The sequence below is a fragment of the Cellulomonas wangsupingiae genome, from assembly GCF_024508275.1.
GTDB lineage: Bacteria > Actinomycetota > Actinomycetes > Actinomycetales > Cellulomonadaceae > Cellulomonas > Cellulomonas wangsupingiae.
In genome coordinates this window covers 3304623-3320807 of record NZ_CP101989.1, presented here as the reverse complement: position 1 = coordinate 3320807, position 16185 = coordinate 3304623, and the positions used below count along the sequence as shown (strand labels likewise).

The following is a 16185-nucleotide window of genomic DNA, read 5'->3' as shown; positions in this document are numbered from 1 at the left end:
CGCACAGATCCCCCAGGAGCCTCACGTGGTCGACCTCGCCTACGTCATCGCCGGATCCGAAGCCACCGGCGGCGCCGGCATCCAGGCCGACCTGCGCACCTTCCAGGAGCTGGGAGCGTTCGGTCTGGGGACGGTCACGTGCATCGTGTCGTTCGACCCCGCGAACGACTGGGGCCACCGCTTCTTCCCTGTCCCGCCCGAGGTGATCGCCCAGCAGGTGGAGGCGGCCACGGCCGCGTACGACCTCGACGTCGTCAAGATCGGCATGCTCGGCACGCCGGCGACCATCGAGGTCGTCGCCGAGGGGCTGCGGCGGCAGCCGTGGCGGCACGTCGTGCTCGACCCGGTGCTGATCTGCAAGGGCCAGGAGCCCGGTGCCGCGCTCGACACGGACAACGCGCTGCGCGAGCACGTCGTCCCGCTCGCGACGGTCGTCACGCCGAATCTCTTCGAGACCCGCGCGCTGTCCGGCATGGAGACCATCGAGACGGTCGAGCAGCTCACCGAGGCGGCGCGGCGCATCCAGCAGCTCGGCCCGCGCTACGTCGTCGCCAAGGGCGGGGTCGAGCTGCCCGGCGAGGACGCCGTGGACGTGCTCGTCGACGGCGACGAGGTCACGGTGCTGCGCACCCCGAAGGTCGGGCGTGAGCGCGTCGCCGGTGCCGGGTGCACCCTGGCCGCGGCCATCACCGCGGAGCTCGCGAAGGGCGCCGAGGTCGGTGCGGCCGTCGCGCGCGCCAAGGACTTCGTCACGGCGGGCATCGAGGGCCGCGTGTCCGGGCGGGCCCCGTTCGAGGTCGTCCGCCAGGGCGCCTGAGCCGCGTGCTCGTCCGGTCGACGCCCGACGCGCCCTGGCTGCCCCCGGGCGGCCGTGCCGACGTCGTGCGGTCGCCCGTGGCACCGGCGCCCGCCGGCCTCGTCCGCCTGCTCGTCCGCGACGGCGACGCCGTCTTCTGCGCACGGCGTGACGACGGCCGCCTCGACCTGCCCACGCGCGCCGTCCCCGCCGACGACCCCGACGGCAGCGCGACCGCTGCCCGGCTGGCGAGCGACGTCCTCGGTCCCGGTGCGCGTCCCGTGCCCGTCGGGTTCGTGCGCAACGTCGTGCCCGTGCCGCGCGCGGGCTACCCCTGGCCGACGCCGCTCGCGCACTTCACGGTGTGGAGCGCCACTGGGCGGCCGCTGTGCGAGGGGGACTGGTGCGACGTGCGCGACCCCGGCAGCGTGCTGCGCGACCGTCACTGGTGGCCGCTGACCGGCGTGGAGTGACCGGCGTCGTCAGCCCGCCCGCTCCCACGTCTCCACGTCCCCCGGCACGACGACGAACAGCGGGTGCGGCGTCGGGCCGCCCGCGCGCTCGGCCGCGGCGTACCGGTCGGGGGAGCGGACGGCGAGCTTGCGCAGCAGGTGGTGCCACTCGAGGTCGAGCTGGCCGTCGGTGACCGGGATCCGCGGCGTCGCGCGCGTCCGCGGGGAGTCCGGCACGTCCACGCGCGTCCTGTCGAAGCGGTAGCCGCGGGCACGGGCCTCGTCGGCCACCGGGTGCAGGTACGCCGCGACCGCGACCAGCGGCTCCGGCTGCTGCTGGAACCGCACGAGCTGCGGGTGCTGCGTGTACCCCCGCGTCCGGCCTGCCAGGACGGCCTGTGCGAGCAGGCCCTCGCGCCAGCACGCCGTCAGGCCCTGCCGGTCCAGCGACGACGGGTGCAGGGACCACAGCCTCACGCGCGCACCTGGCCGAGGACGGCCGCGGCGACGTCGGAGGGCCGGTGCTCCGGCAGCCAGTGGCCGACGTCGAGGTCGACGCGCGTGTACGGCGCGTCCACGTGCCCGGCCGTCGCCGCGACCGACGCGGGTGCGAAGAACGGGTCGCGGCGTGCCGACACGTACGTCGTGGGGACGCGGACCCGTCCCGTGCTGCCGCTGCTCGGCACGCCCAGCGCGCGGTACCAGGCCAGCGCGGCGGTCAGCGCGCCGGGGCGCGACATGCGCGCGACGTAGCGGTCCGCGCGGTGGGGCGCGAGACCGGTGCGGACCAGCGCGTCCCGCAGGCGGGCGCCGTCGTGCGCGAGCAGCGCGCGCTCCGGCAGGCGCGGGAGCTGGAACGCACCCACGTACCAGGAGCGCAGTGCCTGACCCCGCAGCAGGCCGGCGCGCATCGCCGCGGGATGCGGCGTGCCCAGGGCGGTGAGCGACGCGACCCGCCCCGGGCGCCGCGCGGCGAGGGCCCAGGCGACCGCGCCGCCCCAGTCGTGGCCCACCACGTGGGCCTCGGCCACGCCCGCGGTGTCGAGCAGCGCGACGACGTCCGCCACGAGCTCCGGCACGACGTACGGCCGTCGCCCGGGCGGGCGGGCGCGCGGGCTGTAGCCGCGCTGGTCGGGGACGAGCACGCGCACGCCCGCGTCGACGAGCAGCGGCACCACCGCGTCGTACGCCGACCCGTCCTGCGGGAACCCGTGCAGCAGCACCACGACCGGCGCGCCGTCGGTGGGGCCCTGGTCGCGCACGTCGAACCAGAGGGCGTCGCGCAGGTAGCCGTCCATCCCCGCAGCACAGCACGCGGGAGTCGGGCCGGCGAGCGGGGGCGCGGCCCTCGCAGGCGAGGTCGGCTCGACCGCCCGGTCGGGCGTCCCGCGCCCGCGCTGCGCGTGGGCGAAACACCCCTTACTGTCGGAAATGAGCCCCGTGTCCTACGGGGTCGCACTCAGCGGGGGGGCTGAACATGGTCACGAACACGCGTCGAGCCAAGCGGCACGAGGGTGAGCCCGAGGTCGTCGAGCTCAATCCGGTCTTCGCCCGGCCGGGGGAGGCCACCGCCATCCCCAAGTTCGACTTCCCGGCCGACGAGGCGCTGCCTGAGACGGCCTACCAGATCGTCCACGACGAGGCGATGCTCGACGGGAACGCGCGGCTGAACCTCGCGACGTTCGTCGGCACGTGGATGGACGAGCACGCGTCGCGGCTGTACATCGAGGCCGCCGACAAGAACATGATCGACAAGGACGAGTACCCCCAGACGGCCGCCGTCGAGACGCGGTGCTGGACGATGCTCGCCGACCTGTGGCACGCCCCGGACCCGCGGAACACGATCGGGACGTCCACCATCGGCTCCTCCGAGGCGGCGATGCTCGGTGGGCTGGCCCTCAAGCGTCGCTGGCAGCACGCGCGCCGTGAGGCCGGCAAGCCGACGGACAAGCCCAACCTCGTGCTGTCCAGCGCGGTGCAGGTCTGCTGGGAGAAGTTCTGCAACTACTTCGAGGTCGAGGCCCGCTACGTGCCGATCTCGCTGGAGCACAAGGTGCTCGACGGGCACGACCTGGAGAAGTACGTCGACGAGAACACGATCGGCGTCGTCGCGATCATGGGCGTGACCTACACCGGCATGTACGAGCCGGTCGCGCAGATCGCGGCGGCACTCGACCGCATCCAGGAGTCGACGGGCCTCGACGTGCCCATCCACGTCGACGGCGCGTCCGGCGGCATGATCGCGCCGTTCGTCCAGCCCGACCTGGAGTGGGACTTCCGCGTGGCGCGTGTCGCGTCGATCAACACCTCGGGCCACAAGTACGGCCTGGTGTACCCCGGGCTCGGCTGGGTGGTGTGGCGTGACCTCGAGTCGCTGCCCGAGGACCTGGTCTTCCGGGTGTCGTACCTCGGTGGCGACATGCCGACGTTCGCGCTGAACTTCTCGCGGCCCGGCGCCCAGGTGCTCCTGCAGTACTACCTGTTCATCCGGCTCGGCCGCGCGGGGTACGAGGCGGTGCAGCGGACGTCGCGGGACGTCGCGCTCTACCTCTCGGGCGAGATCGCGAAGATGCCCGCGTTCGAGCTGTGGAACGACGGCTCGGACATCCCGGTGTTCGCCTGGCGGCTGCGCGAGGGGCACACGGCCAACTGGAACCTCTACCACCTGTCCGAGCGGCTGCGGACGAAGGGCTGGCTGGTGCCCGCGTACCCGATGCCCGACGACCTCACGGGCCTCACCGTCCAGCGCATCGTGGTCCGCAACGGGTTCAGCCATGACCTGGCCTCGGCCTTCCTGGACGACCTGCGCGACGAGGTCGCCTACCTCGACGCCCTCACCGGTCCCATGCCGGCCGAGGGCCACCGCTCCGGCTTCCACCACTGAGCCAGGACAGGCAGGGGGAGACCTATGTCTGCGCAGAGCAGCACGCCCGCATCCGGTGGCACCGGTCCGCACGTCCGGGCTGACGGCACGCACGCGCCGTCCGCCGACCACGTCAAGCCGCACCCGTTCGGCAAGCCGGGCGCGCGCACGCCGCCCGATCACACCGGCCCCGCGATCGGCGCGCCGGCCGTCGGCCCGGCCACCTACATGTCCGTCCTGCAGCTCGCGATGCTCACCGTCGTGGTGGTCGCGTCGCTGCGCTCCCTCCCGGCGATCGCGACCTACGGGCTCGGGTCCGTGACGCTGTTCATCATCCCCGCGATCGTGTTCCTCGTGCCCACGGCCCTCGTCGCCGCCGAGCTCGCCACGGGCTGGAAGGGTGGCGTCTTCACGTGGGCGCGCGAGGCGTTCGGCGAACGCGTCGGCTTCGTCGCCATCTGGCTGCAGTGGATCCAGAACGTCGTCTGGTACCCGACGCAGATCGCGTTCATCGCGGCGAGCCTGTCGTTCGTCATCAACGACCAGGGCCTGGCGAACAACGGCCTGTACACGGCCGTGGTCATCCTCGTCCTGTACTGGGGGTCGACCCTGATCACGCTGGCGGGCGGCAACCTGTTCGCCAAGGTCGGGTCGTGGAGCGGGATCTTCGGCACGCTCCTGCCTGCGGTCCTGCTCATCGCGTTCGGCGCGATCTGGCTGGGCACCGGCGAACGGTCGGAGACGCCGCTGGAGGCGTCCGCCGTCATCCCGCCGTGGACGGGCATCGCGTCGATCGTGCTCATCGTGTCCAACGTCCTCGCGTACGCGGGGATGGAGGTCAACGCCGTGCACGCCAACGACATGAAGAACCCCGGCCGCGGGTTCCCCCGGTCGATCGCGATCGCGACCGGCCTCATCCTGCTGGTGTTCATCCTGCCGACCATCGCGATCTCCGTGGCCGTGCCCAAGAAGGAGCTGGGCGTCACCAACGGGATCAACCTGGCCTTCCAGGAGTTCTTCGACCACTGGGGTATCCCCTGGGGGACGCCGGCGATCTCCCTGCTGATCGCGCTCGGGGCGTTCGCGTCCGTCGTCACGTGGATCGCCGGCCCGTCGCGCGGTCTGCTGGCCGCGGCCCGCACCGGTCTGCTCCCGCCGGCGCTCCAGCGCCGCAACAAGGCCGGGGTGCAGGTCGGCATCCTCGGCGTCCAGGGCCTCATCGTCACGCTGCTGGCGCTGCTGTTCGTGCTGGTGCCGAACGGGAACACCGCGTTCATCGCTCTCGTCGACATGGCCGCCGCGCTGTACCTGATCATGTACATGCTCATGTTCGCCGCGGCGATCCGTCTGCGTCGTACGCAGCCGGACGTCGTCCGCACGTACCGGACACCGGCGATGAAGCTCGTCGCCGGCGTCGGCCTGGCCTTCAGCGCCATCGCGTTCGTGCTCGCGTTCATCCGGCCGTCGGGCTTCACCGGCCTCTCCGAGGTGGGGTACCCGCTCGTCGTGGGACTGGTGGTCATCGTCCTCGGCGGCCCACCGCTGCTCTTCTACGCGCTGCGCAAGCCGGCGTGGGACAAGCGCACCGCGGAGGAGCGCGCGACCACTGACAGCGTGCTCGTCAACCCCGCACCCGCGGGGTCGGCACCCTCCTCCGCGGGGTCGTCACCCCCGCCTCCGGGAACTGGGCAGCCGGGCACCGGCCGGCCCGCGACGAGCTAGCGGACGGCCGGACGCCGGGGACCCGTGACACGGGTCCCCGCCGTCCGGCACGTCGTCGGCCGACGGGGTCACGCGTGCACCCGGCCTCGAGACCGTCGAACAGCTCGCGCCGAGGAGTTCGTCACGGCCGGCATCGAGGGCCGGGTGTCCGGGCGGGCCCCGTTCGAGGTGGTCCGCCAGGGCGCCCGACGAGCGCGTCAGGTCGCCCGCTCCCACTCCTCGACGTCACCCGGGACGACGACGAGCAGGGGGGTGCGGTAACGGCTGGCCGGCCTGCACCGACTGCGTCCACCGCTCGGGCGAGCGGACCTCGAGCTTGGCGAGCAGGTGCCGCCACTCGAGCGCGAGCTGCCCGTCGGTCACCGGGATCCGTGGTGTGGTGCCGATCCGCTCGGATGCGGTGGCCTCGATGCGGGTCGTGTCGAAGCGGTAACCGCGGGTCTTCGCCTCGTCGGCGACGGCGTGCAGGTACGCGGCGATCGCGACCTCCGGCTCGGGGTGCGCACGGAACCGTGCGAGCTGCGGGTGCCGGGTGTACCCACGGGTGCGGCCCGCGAGGACGGCCTGCGCGAGCAGCGCCTCGCGCCAGCACGCGACGAGGCCGGCGCGGTCGAGGAGCGCCGGGTGCAGCCACAGCCTCACGGGCACACTCGCCCGCGGACGGCGACGTCGCCCGGTCGGTGCTCGGGCAGCTCCGTGCGTAGACGTCAGGCGACGTCGAGCCGACCGAGCCGTGGTCGGTCGGGGAGGTGCCGGCCGGGGTGACTGCTCGGGACGTGCAGGCCCGCGCGTCGAGCCACTCGGCCGCGGCCGAGAGGAAAGCCCCTCCACCCGCGCGAGAACTAGGACCTTCGGGCAGGAATCCGACCCTGGGGCCAGGCATATCGTGAAAACACGGGCTCGCGCCCGCGAGCTCGTAGCTCACAGGGGGAACCACCATGGTTACGAACACTCGCCGAGCGGCTCGTCGCCACGACGAACCCGACGTGGTCGAGCTGAACCCGGTCTTCGCCCGTCCGGGCGAGGCCACGGCTGTCCCGAAGTTCAGACTGCCGGACGAGGAATCACTACCGGCCACGGCCTACCAGATCGTCCACGACGAGGCGATGCTGGACGGCAACGCTCGCCTCAACCTCGCCACGTTCGTGGGCACGTGGATGGACGAGTACGCGTCGCGGCTGTACCTCGAGGCCGCCGACAAGAACATGATCGACAAGGACGAGTACCCGCAGACCGCGGCCGTCGAGACGCGGTGCTGGACGATGCTCGCCGACCTGTGGCACGCGCCTGACCCCGAGCACACGATCGGGACCTCGACGATCGGCTCGTCCGAGGCCGCGATGCTGGGCGGTCTGGCGCTCAAGCGGCGCTGGCAGCACGCGCGGCGTGCCGCCGGGAAGCCCACGGACCGGCCCAACCTCGTGCTGTCCAGCGCGGTGCAGGTGTGCTGGGAGAAGTTCTGCAACTACTTCGAGGTCGAGGCGCGCTACGTGCCGATCTCGTGGGACCACAAGGTCCTCGACGGGCACGACCTGGAGAAGTACGTCGACGAGAACACGATCGGTGTCGTCGCGATCATGGGCGTGACGTACACGGGCATGTACGAGCCGGTGAAGCAGATCGCCGCCGCGCTCGACCGCATCCAGGAGGCGACGGGCCTCGACGTCCCGATCCACGTCGACGGCGCGTCGGGTGCCATGGTCGCTCCGTTCGTCCAGCCCGACCTGGAGTGGGACTTCCGCGTCGAGCGGGTCGCGTCGATCAACACCTCCGGCCACAAGTACGGCCTGGTGTACCCGGGTCTCGGGTGGGTGGTCTGGCGTGACCTGGAGTCGCTGCCCGAGGACCTCGTCTTCCGGGTGTCGTACCTCGGCGGTGACATGCCGACGTTCGCGCTGAACTTCTCGCGGCCCGGTGCTCAGGTCCTGCTGCAGTACTACCTGTTCCTCCGCCTCGGCCGGGCCGGGTACACGGCGGTCCAGCAGACGTCGCACGACGTCGCGCGCTACCTGGCGGACGAGATCGCGAAGATGCCGGCGTTCGAGCTGTGGAACGACGGCTCGGACATCCCGGTGTTCGCCTGGCGGCTGCGCGAGGGGTACACGACGAACTGGAACCTCTACCACCTGTCCGACCGTCTGCGCACCAAGGGCTGGCTCGTCCCGGCGTACCCGATGCCGGACGACCTCCCCGACGTCACGGTGCAGCGGATCGTGGTGCGCAACGGGTTCAGCCACGACCTGGCCTCGGCCTTCCTGGACGACCTGCGTGAGGAGGTCGCCTACCTCGATGCCCTCACCGGACCGATGCCCACCGAGAGGCAGCGCTCCGGCTTCCACCACTGACGCACGGACGGAGGCTGTCATGTCCACCACCCGCAGCGTCCCCGTGCCCGGGGACGCTGGAACCTACGTGCGTGCCGACGGCACGCACGCCCCCAGTGCTGATCACGTCACGCCGCACCCCTACGGAGAGCCCGGGGCGCGGCAGCCCGCCGGTCACTCCGGACCCGCCATCGGTGCGCCCGCGGCCGGCCCCGCGACGTTCATGTCCGTGCTCCAGCTCTCGATGCTCACGGTCGTGGTGGTGGCGTCCTTGCGGTCGCTGCCGGCGATCGCGACGTACGGGCTGGGGTCGGTGACCCTCTTCGTCCTCCCCGCGATCCTGTTCCTCGTGCCGACCGCGCTCGTCGCGGCCGAGCTCGCCACGGGGTGGAAGGGCGGGATCTTCACCTGGGCGCGCGAGGCGTACGGCGAGAGGGTCGGATTCCTCGCGATCTGGCTGCAGTGGATCCAGAACGTCGTCTGGTACCCCACGCAGATCGCGTTCATCGCGGCCAGCCTGTCGTTCGTCGTGGGCGACCAGCGGCTCGTCTCCAACGGTGTCTACACGGCGGTCGTGATCCTCGTCCTGTACTGGGGCTCGACCCTCATCACGCTCGCCGGAGGCAACCTGTTCGCCAAGGTCGGCTCGTGGAGCGGCATCTTCGGCACGCTGCTGCCGGCGCTGCTCCTGATCGTCTTCGGCGGCATCTGGCTGGCCACCGGCGAACCGTCGCAGACCCCGCTGGAGGCGTCGGCGGTGATCCCGCCCTGGACGGGCATCGCGTCGATCGTGCTCATCGTGTCGAACGTGCTCGCGTACGCCGGCATGGAGGTCAACGCGGTCCACGCCAACGACCTGAAGAACCCCGGCAAGGGTTTCCCCCGGTCGATCGCGGCCGCGACGGTCCTCATCCTCCTGGTGTTCATCCTGCCGACCATCGCGATCTCCGTGGCCGTCCCGAAGGGCGACCTCGGGGTGACCAACGGCATCAACCTCGCCTTCCAGCAGTTCTTCGACCACTGGGGCATGGCCTGGGGCACGCCGGTGGTCTCGCTGCTCATCGCGCTCGGGGCGTTCGCGTCGGTCGTCACGTGGATCGCGGGACCCTCGCGCGGGCTGCTCGCCGCGGCCCACACCGGCCTGCTGCCCCCTGCCCTGCAGCGGCGCAACAAGGCCGGGGTGCAGGTGGGCATCCTGATGGTGCAGGGCGGGATCGTCACGCTGCTGGCGCTGCTGTTCGTCCTCGTGCCGAACGGCAACACCGCCTTCATCGCTCTCGTCGACATGGCGGCGGCGCTCTACCTGATCATGTACATGATCATGTTCGCGTCGGCGATCCGGCTGCGTCGGACCCAGCCGCAGGTGGTGCGGACGTACCGCACGCCCGCGATGAAGCTCGTCGCGGGTGTCGGGTTCGTCGCCTGCGCCGTCGCGTTCGTGCTGGCGTTCATCCGTCCGTCCGGCTTCACCGGGCTGTCGGAGGTCGCCTACCCGCTCGTCGTCGCGGCCGTCGTCATCGTGCTCGGCGGTCCGCCGCTGCTGTTCTACGCGCTGCGGCGCCCCGGGTGGGACCGCCGTACGACGGCTGAGCGGGCGACGAGCGACAACGTGCTGGTCAATCCCGTCGCGGACCCCGTCACACCCGGCGGGACCCCGACGCCGACGGGCACGACCGCCGGAGGCTGACCTCCGGGCGGTGGTCGTGATGTCATGCCGACCGCCCCGACCGATCGTGGTCGGTCGGGGCGGTCGCGTGCCTGCGGGGACGGCCGCTCGGGACGTGCGGGCTTCAGGCACGCACCTGCCCGAGCACGGCCGCGGCGACGTCGGCCGGCCGGTGCTCGGGCAGCCAGTGGTCGGCGTCGAGATCGACGCGCGTGAACGGGGCGTCGACGTGGCGCGACGTCGCCGCGACCGACGCCGGTGCGAAGAACCGGTCCCGACGGGCCGAGACGTACGTCGTCGGGACCCGGACGGCACGCGCGGTCCCCGACCCGGCGAGCGGGAGCGCGCGGTACCAGGCGATCGCGGCGGTGAGCGCGCCGGGCGCCGTCGTCGGCGAGCAGAGCGCGCTCGGGCAGCCGCGGGACCCCGAACGCGCCGATGTACCAGGACCGCAGCGCCTGACCGCGCAGCAGCCCGGACCGCATCGCGGCCGGGTGCGGGGTGCCGAGCGCGGTGAGCGAGGCGACGCGGTCCGGCCGGTGCGCGGCGAGCGCCCACGCGATCCCGCCGCCCCAGTCGTGCCCGGCGACGTGCGCGTGCTCGGCGGCGTCGAGCCGCGCCACGACGTCCGCGACGAGCTCGCGCACCGCGTACGGCCGGCGCCCGCGCGGGCGGGCGCCGGGGGAGTAGCCGCGCTGGGCGGGCACGAGCGTGCGCACGCCGGCGTCCGTCAGGAGCGGCACGACGGCGTCGTACGCTGACGCGTCCTGCGGGAACCCATGGAGCAGCACGACGACCGGCGTTTCACCCGGCCCGTGGTCGCGTACGTCGAAGGCGAGACCGTCGCGCCGGAAGCCGTCCACGCGGGCAGCACAGCACGGCTGCGCCCCGGGCGCGACCGCGCCGGCTCGCCGGGCTCGTCGCCGAGCTCCCTGGCGCCGTGCGGTCGTGACGTCCGATCGGGCGACGCCGCGACGGGCCGTGTCGCCGCGTGCGTGAGGATCGACGTCATGGACCCCACCTACGGCTACACCCTGCCGACGCTGCTCGAGGTGGGAGCCCCACCCGCGCCCGCCGACCTCGCGGAGTTCTGGACGGGCCGGTACGCGCAGGCGCGGGCCGTCGCCCCGGCACCGACGACGCGGCCGAGCGCCGACACGATGGCGGGCTTCGACGTGTTCGACGTCGAGTACACCTCGGTGGGCGGCGTCCGCCTCGGTGCGTGGCTGGCGGTCCCGGTCGACGGCCCGGTCGAGCGCGGTCTGGTCCACTCCCACGGGTACGGCGGCCGGCTCGCGCCGGAGGCCGTCGTCCCGGTGGAGCGGGCCGCGGTGCTGTTCCCGGTCGCGCGGGGTCTGGGGTCGCGCGGCCTGGTCGAGGGGATCCCGTCGACCGCCGAGGCGCACGTCCTGCACGGCATCGCGTCCCGCGAGACGTACGTCCACGGCGGCTGCGCGGCCGACGTGTGGTGCGCCGTCACGGCGCTGTGCGAGCTGGTGCCCGCGGCGGCCACGCGCGTCGACTACCTGGGCGGCAGCTTCGGTGGCGGGATCGGCGCGCTCGCCGCGCCGTGGGACCCGCGGATCGCGGCCGTGTGCCTGTCGGTGCCGAGCTTCGGGAACCACCCGCTGCGCGTCACCCTGCCGTGCACGGGCAGCGGGGAGGCCGTCCGCGCGCACGTCGCGGACCATCCCGAGGCCCTGGAGACGCTCCGCTACTTCGACGCCGCCGCCACCGCGCGCCACCTGCGGGTCCCCACGCACGTCGCGGCCGCGCTCGCGGACCCCGCGGTGCCGCCGCCCGGCCAGTTCGCGATCCACAACGCCGTGGCCGGGCCGCGCGAGCTGTACGTGCGCGAGTACGGGCACACCGAGCACCCGGGCATGGCCGACGCCGCGGCGGCGCTGCTGGCGTCGCAGCGCGCGTTCCTCGCGCGCGGCTGACCTCCCGTCAGCGGACGGCGGCCACGTCCGTCCCGTAGGAGGCGCGGGCCAGGAACCGTGCGGGCAGCTCGCAGCGCTCGGGGTCGGTGGGCCGGCCCGCCAGCTCCGCGAGGAGGATCTGCCCGGCCAGCGCGCCGAGCTCGACGTAGTCGCAGTCGATCGTCGCCAGCTGCGGCGACAGGTAGGTGCCCAGCGGGATCCCGTCGAAGCCCGCGACGGCCACGTCGGTCCCCGCGGCGAGCTGCAGCTCGGACATCACGCGCATCCCCGCGGCGGCCATGACGTCGTTCGCGTAGAAGATCGCGGTCGGGGGCTCGGCCGCGGTCAGGAGCGCCCGGGTGGCCTCGACCGCACCCGCCTCGGTGAAGCCGCCCACGGCCAGGGCGTCGGTGGGCAGGCCGTGCCGCTCCAGGGCGCGGGCCCACACGTCCCGACGCCGCCGGCCGTGCTGCAGGGCCGGGTCGCCCATGACGTGGCCGATGCGGGTGTGGCCGCGGGCGACCCACCCCTCGACGACCTCGTCGATGCAGTCGTCGGAGGTGTGGAACACGGCGGGCCGGTGGACGTCCGCGGGCGGCTCGCCGATGACGACCGCCGTGCCGCCCAGGTCGTCGAGGAGGGCGAACCGGGGGTCGTCGTCCCGCAGGTCGGAGACGATGAACGCGTCGACGCGCCCCTCGGCGACCCAGTCGCGGTAGCAGCGCGCCTCCTGCGCCTCGTCGGCGACGAAGCGGATCGTGATGCTGTACGCGTTGTCCGAGAGCACGCGCTCGACGCCGGCGAGGAAGAGCGGGAAGAACGGGTCGATCCCCAGCAGGTCCGGGTCGCGCTGCAGGACGAACCCGATCGTGTGCGCGGGCGCGCCCTTGATGGCCCGGGCCGCCGCGTTGGGACGCCAGCCGAGCTGCTCGGCGGCGTCGTGGATGCGCTGGACGGTGCTGGCGGGCAGGCGCTCGGCACCGTTGAACGAGCGTGACACCGCACCCTTGGACACGCCGGCGAGCTCGGCGACGTCCTGGATGGTCACGCGTCGGCGCTTCGCGGGCGGCATGGCGTCAGAGTAGCGGCCGTGGCTGGGCGAACCGGGCGTCGGCCCTGGTGACCAGTAGTCGGTGGGGAGGGGGGTGTCGGGGTGACCACTGGTCAGCTGGGAGGGGTGCCGGGCGCGGTGGGGCGCCCCAAGTGACCAGTGGTCACGGGGAGTCGTGCCCAAGTGACCACTGGTCACTGGGGCGGGAGCCGCTGGCACCCGGGGTTGGCACTTTGCGATGAGTGCAATATGGTCGCCGGATGCTGACGACGGGGTTGGACATCCTGCGCATCGTCGCGGAGGCGGAGTCCCCGCTCACCGCCACGGCGATCGCCCGCCGGGTCGGGCTGCACGTCTCGAGCGTCTCGCGCACGCTCGCCGTCCTCGTGCGGCACGGCTACCTGCGCAAGCCGACGTACCACTCGTTCGCCGCCGACCTCGGGGTCCTGGCGCTCGCGGGGCAGGCCGTCACGCAGCTGCCCGCCGTGGCGCGCACGCGCGGCGCGATCGAGGCGCTCGCGGCCGGGACCGGCATGCAGGCGACCCTCGCGGCTCTGCACCACGACGAGGTCCTCTACCTGCACCGCAGCCAGCGCTCCGAGACCATCACCGGCGTGGCCGGCGGGTTCCCGCTGCACCTGTCGGTCGTCGGTCTGCGGCTGCTGCTCGACCTGCCGCCCGCCGACGCGACGGCCGCCCTGGAGCGCGCCGAGCGGCGCTACGGCTGGGAGCGCCCGACCCCGGCGACCCCCGCCGGCCCGGCGGAGTGCCTCGCCCGCGCCCGCGAGCGGCTCACCGACGGGGTCCTGCGCATCGACGCCTGGGACGCCCCGGGCGTCCTGGGTGCCGCCGTGCGCGTCGACGTGGCGGGCAACGCCCCGCTCGCCCTCGCGCTCGTCGGACCGGCACCCGCCGGCGCCGACGCGTTCGCCCGGACCCATCTCGACCGCGGCGCCGCCGCCGTCCGTACGGCCCTCGAGGAGCAGATGTGAGCAAGCGGATCGAGCAGTCCTTCGACGTCGTCGTCGCCGGCGGGGGCATGGCGGGCGTGTGCGCGGCGATCGCCGCGGCTCGCGGCGGCGCGCGCGTGTGCCTCGTCCACGAGCGGCCCGTCCTGGGGGGCGTCGCGTCGAGCGAGATGCGGGTGACCGTGCACGGCGCCGGCCACAACCACGCGTTCGCGCGCGAGACGGGCATCGTCTCGGAGCTGCTGGCGGAGGAGCGCAGCCGCAACCACGAGGACGTCAACGAGAACGGCTGGACCAACTCGGTCTTCGACCAGGTCCTCTACGACTGGTGCCGGCGGGAGCCGAACCTCACGCTGCACCTCAACACGACGGTCCTGGCGGTCCGCATGGAGGGCGGCGGGCAGGCCGACGTCGAGCCGCACACCGACCGCGGCTACTACCTGCGCGAGGCGTGCGCGCCCAGCCGGCGCATCGAGGCGCTCGTCGCCCGCACGCTGTCCGCCGAGGTCGAGCTCGTCCTCGAGGCGCCGCTGTTCGTCGACTGCACGGGTGACGCCGTCGTCGCCGACCGCGCCGGGTGCGAGTGGCGCATGGGCAGCGAGTCGCGCGACGAGCACGGCGAGCCGCACGCGCCGGCCGTCGCGTCGACGGCCACCATGGGCAGCTCGATCCACATCCGTGCGCGGGACGTCGGCCGCGACGCGCCCTACACGGCTCCGGAGTGGGCGGTGCGGCACGAGGACGCGTCCTACTTCTACGAGCAGGGGCGCGTCCCGTCGGACCCGCGCGGCGGGTTCTGGTGGATCGAGATCGGCGTGCCGTGGCACACGATCCACGACAACGAGACCATCCGCCACGAGCTGACGCGGCACGCGCTGGGCGTGTGGGACTGGATGAAGAACCGGGACCCGCTCATGAAGGAGCGCACGCGCACCTACGCCCTGGAGTTCGTCGGCCAGGTGCCGGGCAAGCGCGAGAGCCGTCGGGTCGTCGGGCGGCACTGGCTGGTCGAGGGGGACCTGCAGGAGCGCCGCGTCTTCCCCGACGCCGTGTGCCACGGCGGCTGGGGCGTGGACCTGCACACCCCCGGTGGCCTGCTCGCCGCGACGTCCGAGCCCGCGGCCGCCGAGAACTACCGGGAGGACTCCGGCTACGCCGGCGAGACGTACCTCAAGCCGTACGGGATCCCGCTGCGCAGCCTCATGGCCCGGGACGTCGACAACCTGTTCGTCGCCGGGCGCTGCATCTCCACGACGCGCGCCGCGCTCGGCTCGGTGCGCGTCATGGGCACCACCGCACTGATGGGACAGGCCGTCGGGACCGCGGCCGCCCTGCTGCGCCGCCGCGGCCTGACACTGCCCGCCCTCGCCGAGGACGCTGCTGCGGGAGGCTCCCTCGTGGGCGAGCTGCAGCAGCAGCTGCTGCGCGACGGCGTCCACGTGCCCGGGCTGGTCAACGCCGACCCGGCGGACCTGGCGCGCACCGCGCGGGTCACGGCCTCCTCGACGCAGCCGTCGGTCGGCCTGTCGCCGCAGGACCGCGCGCCGTTCGACGGGCTCGTCGGCGTGCCGCCGCGCGAGCGGTCGGGGCTGGACGTGGCGCTGGGCCAGCACCTGTGGTGCAGCGGACGGCTGGACCGGGTCGACCTGTGCCTGGACAACGACGGGGACGCGCCGGCGACGGTGCGGCTGCGCCTCGTGCGCGTCGACGGGATCTGGGACAGCCGCAAGGGCGGCGAGGAGGTGCTCGCCGAGGGTGCCGTCGTCGCGCTGCCGGGTGCCGGCCGGTGGGCGACGTGGGACGTCGGGCTGGACGCGGGCGCGCCGGGGTGGCTGCGGATCGAGACGGCCGAGCCGCTCGCCGACGTCTCGTGGCGCGCGGCCCGCGGGGTCCTGCCCGGGCACTTCGGCGTCCGGCACCTGTCCGCGACCCGCTGGCGCGACGTCCACGGGTCGTTCGCGTACCGCCTGCACCCGGCGCAGCAGGCGTTCGCGCCGGGGGAGGTGCTGTCGGGCACGACGCGGCCGCAGGCCAGTCCGAGCACGTGGCGCAGCGACCCGGGCCTCGGGCTGCCGCAGTGGCTGGAGCTGACGTGGCCGCAGCCGCAGCGCGTCGCGTGCGTCGAGCTGACGTTCCCCGGCACGCTGCTGCGCGAGGTGCACGGCACGCCGCCGTTCTACGTCGAGCCGCAGACGCCGCGGGACTACGTGGTGGAGGCCGACGGGGTGGAGGTGGTGCGCGTCGCGGGCAACACCGCATGGCGCCGGAGCCACCGGCTGGACGTGCCGGCGGACGTCCGTGCGCTGCGGGTCGTGGTGCTCGCGACCAACGGCGACCCGGCCGCCTCCCTGGTCGAGGTGCGCTGCTACGCGGTGTGAGAACGGGCCCCGGACTGCGGTGCGCACCGGTCGGCGACGGTCG

The 16185-nt window shown here is 73.6% G+C and carries 13 protein-coding genes and 1 pseudogene; 9 read left to right on the top strand and 5 right to left on the bottom strand.

Going from position 1 to position 16185, the window contains the following annotated elements:
* The first annotated feature begins 25 nt into the window (after positions 1-25).
* Both thiD and NP075_RS15350 read left to right on the top strand, forming a co-directional pair.
* Positions 26-817 carry a bifunctional hydroxymethylpyrimidine kinase/phosphomethylpyrimidine kinase gene (thiD, locus tag NP075_RS15355; RefSeq protein WP_227566561.1) on the top strand — a complete coding sequence of 264 codons (792 nt, stop codon included), beginning with the start codon at positions 26-28 and terminating at the stop codon, positions 815-817.
* Positions 818-822: 5 nt separating this feature from the next.
* Entirely contained in the window at positions 823-1269 is a 447-nt protein-coding gene (locus NP075_RS15350) for an NUDIX hydrolase (protein WP_227566562.1), read from the top strand.
* A 9-nt stretch (positions 1270-1278) separates the two neighbouring features.
* Here the strand turns inward: NP075_RS15350 and NP075_RS15345 are convergent, their stop codons facing one another.
* Positions 1279-1725: a pyrimidine dimer DNA glycosylase/endonuclease V gene (locus NP075_RS15345; RefSeq protein ID WP_227566563.1), complete on the bottom strand. Its 447-nt coding sequence runs from the start codon at positions 1723-1725 to the stop codon at positions 1279-1281.
* Positions 1722-2546: an alpha/beta hydrolase gene (locus tag NP075_RS15340; RefSeq protein WP_227566564.1), complete on the bottom strand. Its 825-nt coding sequence runs from the start codon at positions 2544-2546 to the stop codon at positions 1722-1724. Before NP075_RS15340 ends, NP075_RS15345 begins: the two co-directional genes overlap by 4 nt.
* 179 nt (positions 2547-2725) lie before the next feature.
* Here NP075_RS15340 and gad (NP075_RS15335) point away from each other — a divergent pair, with 179 nt between their 5' ends.
* Positions 2726-4132 carry a glutamate decarboxylase gene (gene gad, locus NP075_RS15335; RefSeq protein WP_227566565.1) on the top strand — a complete coding sequence of 469 codons (1407 nt, stop codon included), beginning with the start codon at positions 2726-2728 and terminating at the stop codon, positions 4130-4132.
* A 24-nt stretch (positions 4133-4156) separates the two neighbouring features.
* Complete coding sequence (gene gadC / locus NP075_RS15330) at positions 4157-5833, top strand: glutamate/gamma-aminobutyrate antiporter GadC (protein ID WP_227566566.1); 1677 nt, start codon at positions 4157-4159, stop codon at positions 5831-5833.
* A gap of 225 nt (positions 5834-6058) precedes the next feature.
* Here the strand turns inward: gadC (NP075_RS15330) and NP075_RS15325 are convergent, their stop codons facing one another.
* Complete coding sequence (locus tag NP075_RS15325) at positions 6059-6475, bottom strand: pyrimidine dimer DNA glycosylase/endonuclease V (RefSeq protein ID WP_372456751.1); 417 nt, start codon at positions 6473-6475, stop codon at positions 6059-6061.
* A 296-nt stretch (positions 6476-6771) separates the two neighbouring features.
* Between NP075_RS15325 and gad (NP075_RS15320) the strand changes: the two genes are divergently transcribed.
* Positions 6772-8178: a glutamate decarboxylase gene (gene gad / locus NP075_RS15320; protein WP_089798188.1), complete on the top strand. Its 1407-nt coding sequence runs from the start codon at positions 6772-6774 to the stop codon at positions 8176-8178.
* Between the two features lie 19 nt (positions 8179-8197).
* Positions 8198-9844, top strand: coding sequence for a glutamate/gamma-aminobutyrate antiporter GadC (gene gadC / locus NP075_RS15315; protein ID WP_207370142.1), 1647 nt, complete (start codon positions 8198-8200; stop codon positions 9842-9844).
* 275 nt (positions 9845-10119) lie between these two features.
* Here the strand turns inward: gadC (NP075_RS15315) and NP075_RS19100 are convergent.
* Positions 10120-10566, bottom strand: a pseudogene (locus NP075_RS19100) (alpha/beta fold hydrolase); the annotation flags it as partial.
* 267 nt (positions 10567-10833) lie between these two features.
* Here NP075_RS19100 and NP075_RS15305 point away from each other — a divergent pair.
* On the top strand, positions 10834-11766 hold the full coding sequence (locus NP075_RS15305; protein ID WP_227566567.1) for an acetylxylan esterase: 933 nt from the start codon (positions 10834-10836) through the stop codon (positions 11764-11766).
* Positions 11767-11773: 7 nt separating this feature from the next.
* On the opposite strand, the gene NP075_RS15300 is transcribed toward NP075_RS15305, so the two are convergent.
* Positions 11774-12817, bottom strand: a complete 1044-nt coding sequence (locus tag NP075_RS15300) for a LacI family DNA-binding transcriptional regulator (RefSeq protein WP_227566568.1) — start codon at positions 12815-12817, stop codon at positions 11774-11776.
* Between the two features lie 239 nt (positions 12818-13056).
* On the opposite strand from NP075_RS15300, the gene NP075_RS15295 reads away from it, so the two are divergent.
* Both NP075_RS15295 and NP075_RS15290 read left to right on the top strand, forming a co-directional pair.
* Positions 13057-13788, top strand: coding sequence for an IclR family transcriptional regulator (locus NP075_RS15295; protein ID WP_227566569.1), 732 nt, complete (start codon positions 13057-13059; stop codon positions 13786-13788).
* On the top strand, positions 13785-16142 hold the full coding sequence (locus tag NP075_RS15290; RefSeq protein ID WP_227566570.1) for an FAD-dependent oxidoreductase: 2358 nt from the start codon (positions 13785-13787) through the stop codon (positions 16140-16142). Before NP075_RS15295 ends, NP075_RS15290 begins: the two co-directional genes overlap by 4 nt.
* The last annotated feature ends 43 nt before the right edge of the window (positions 16143-16185 follow it).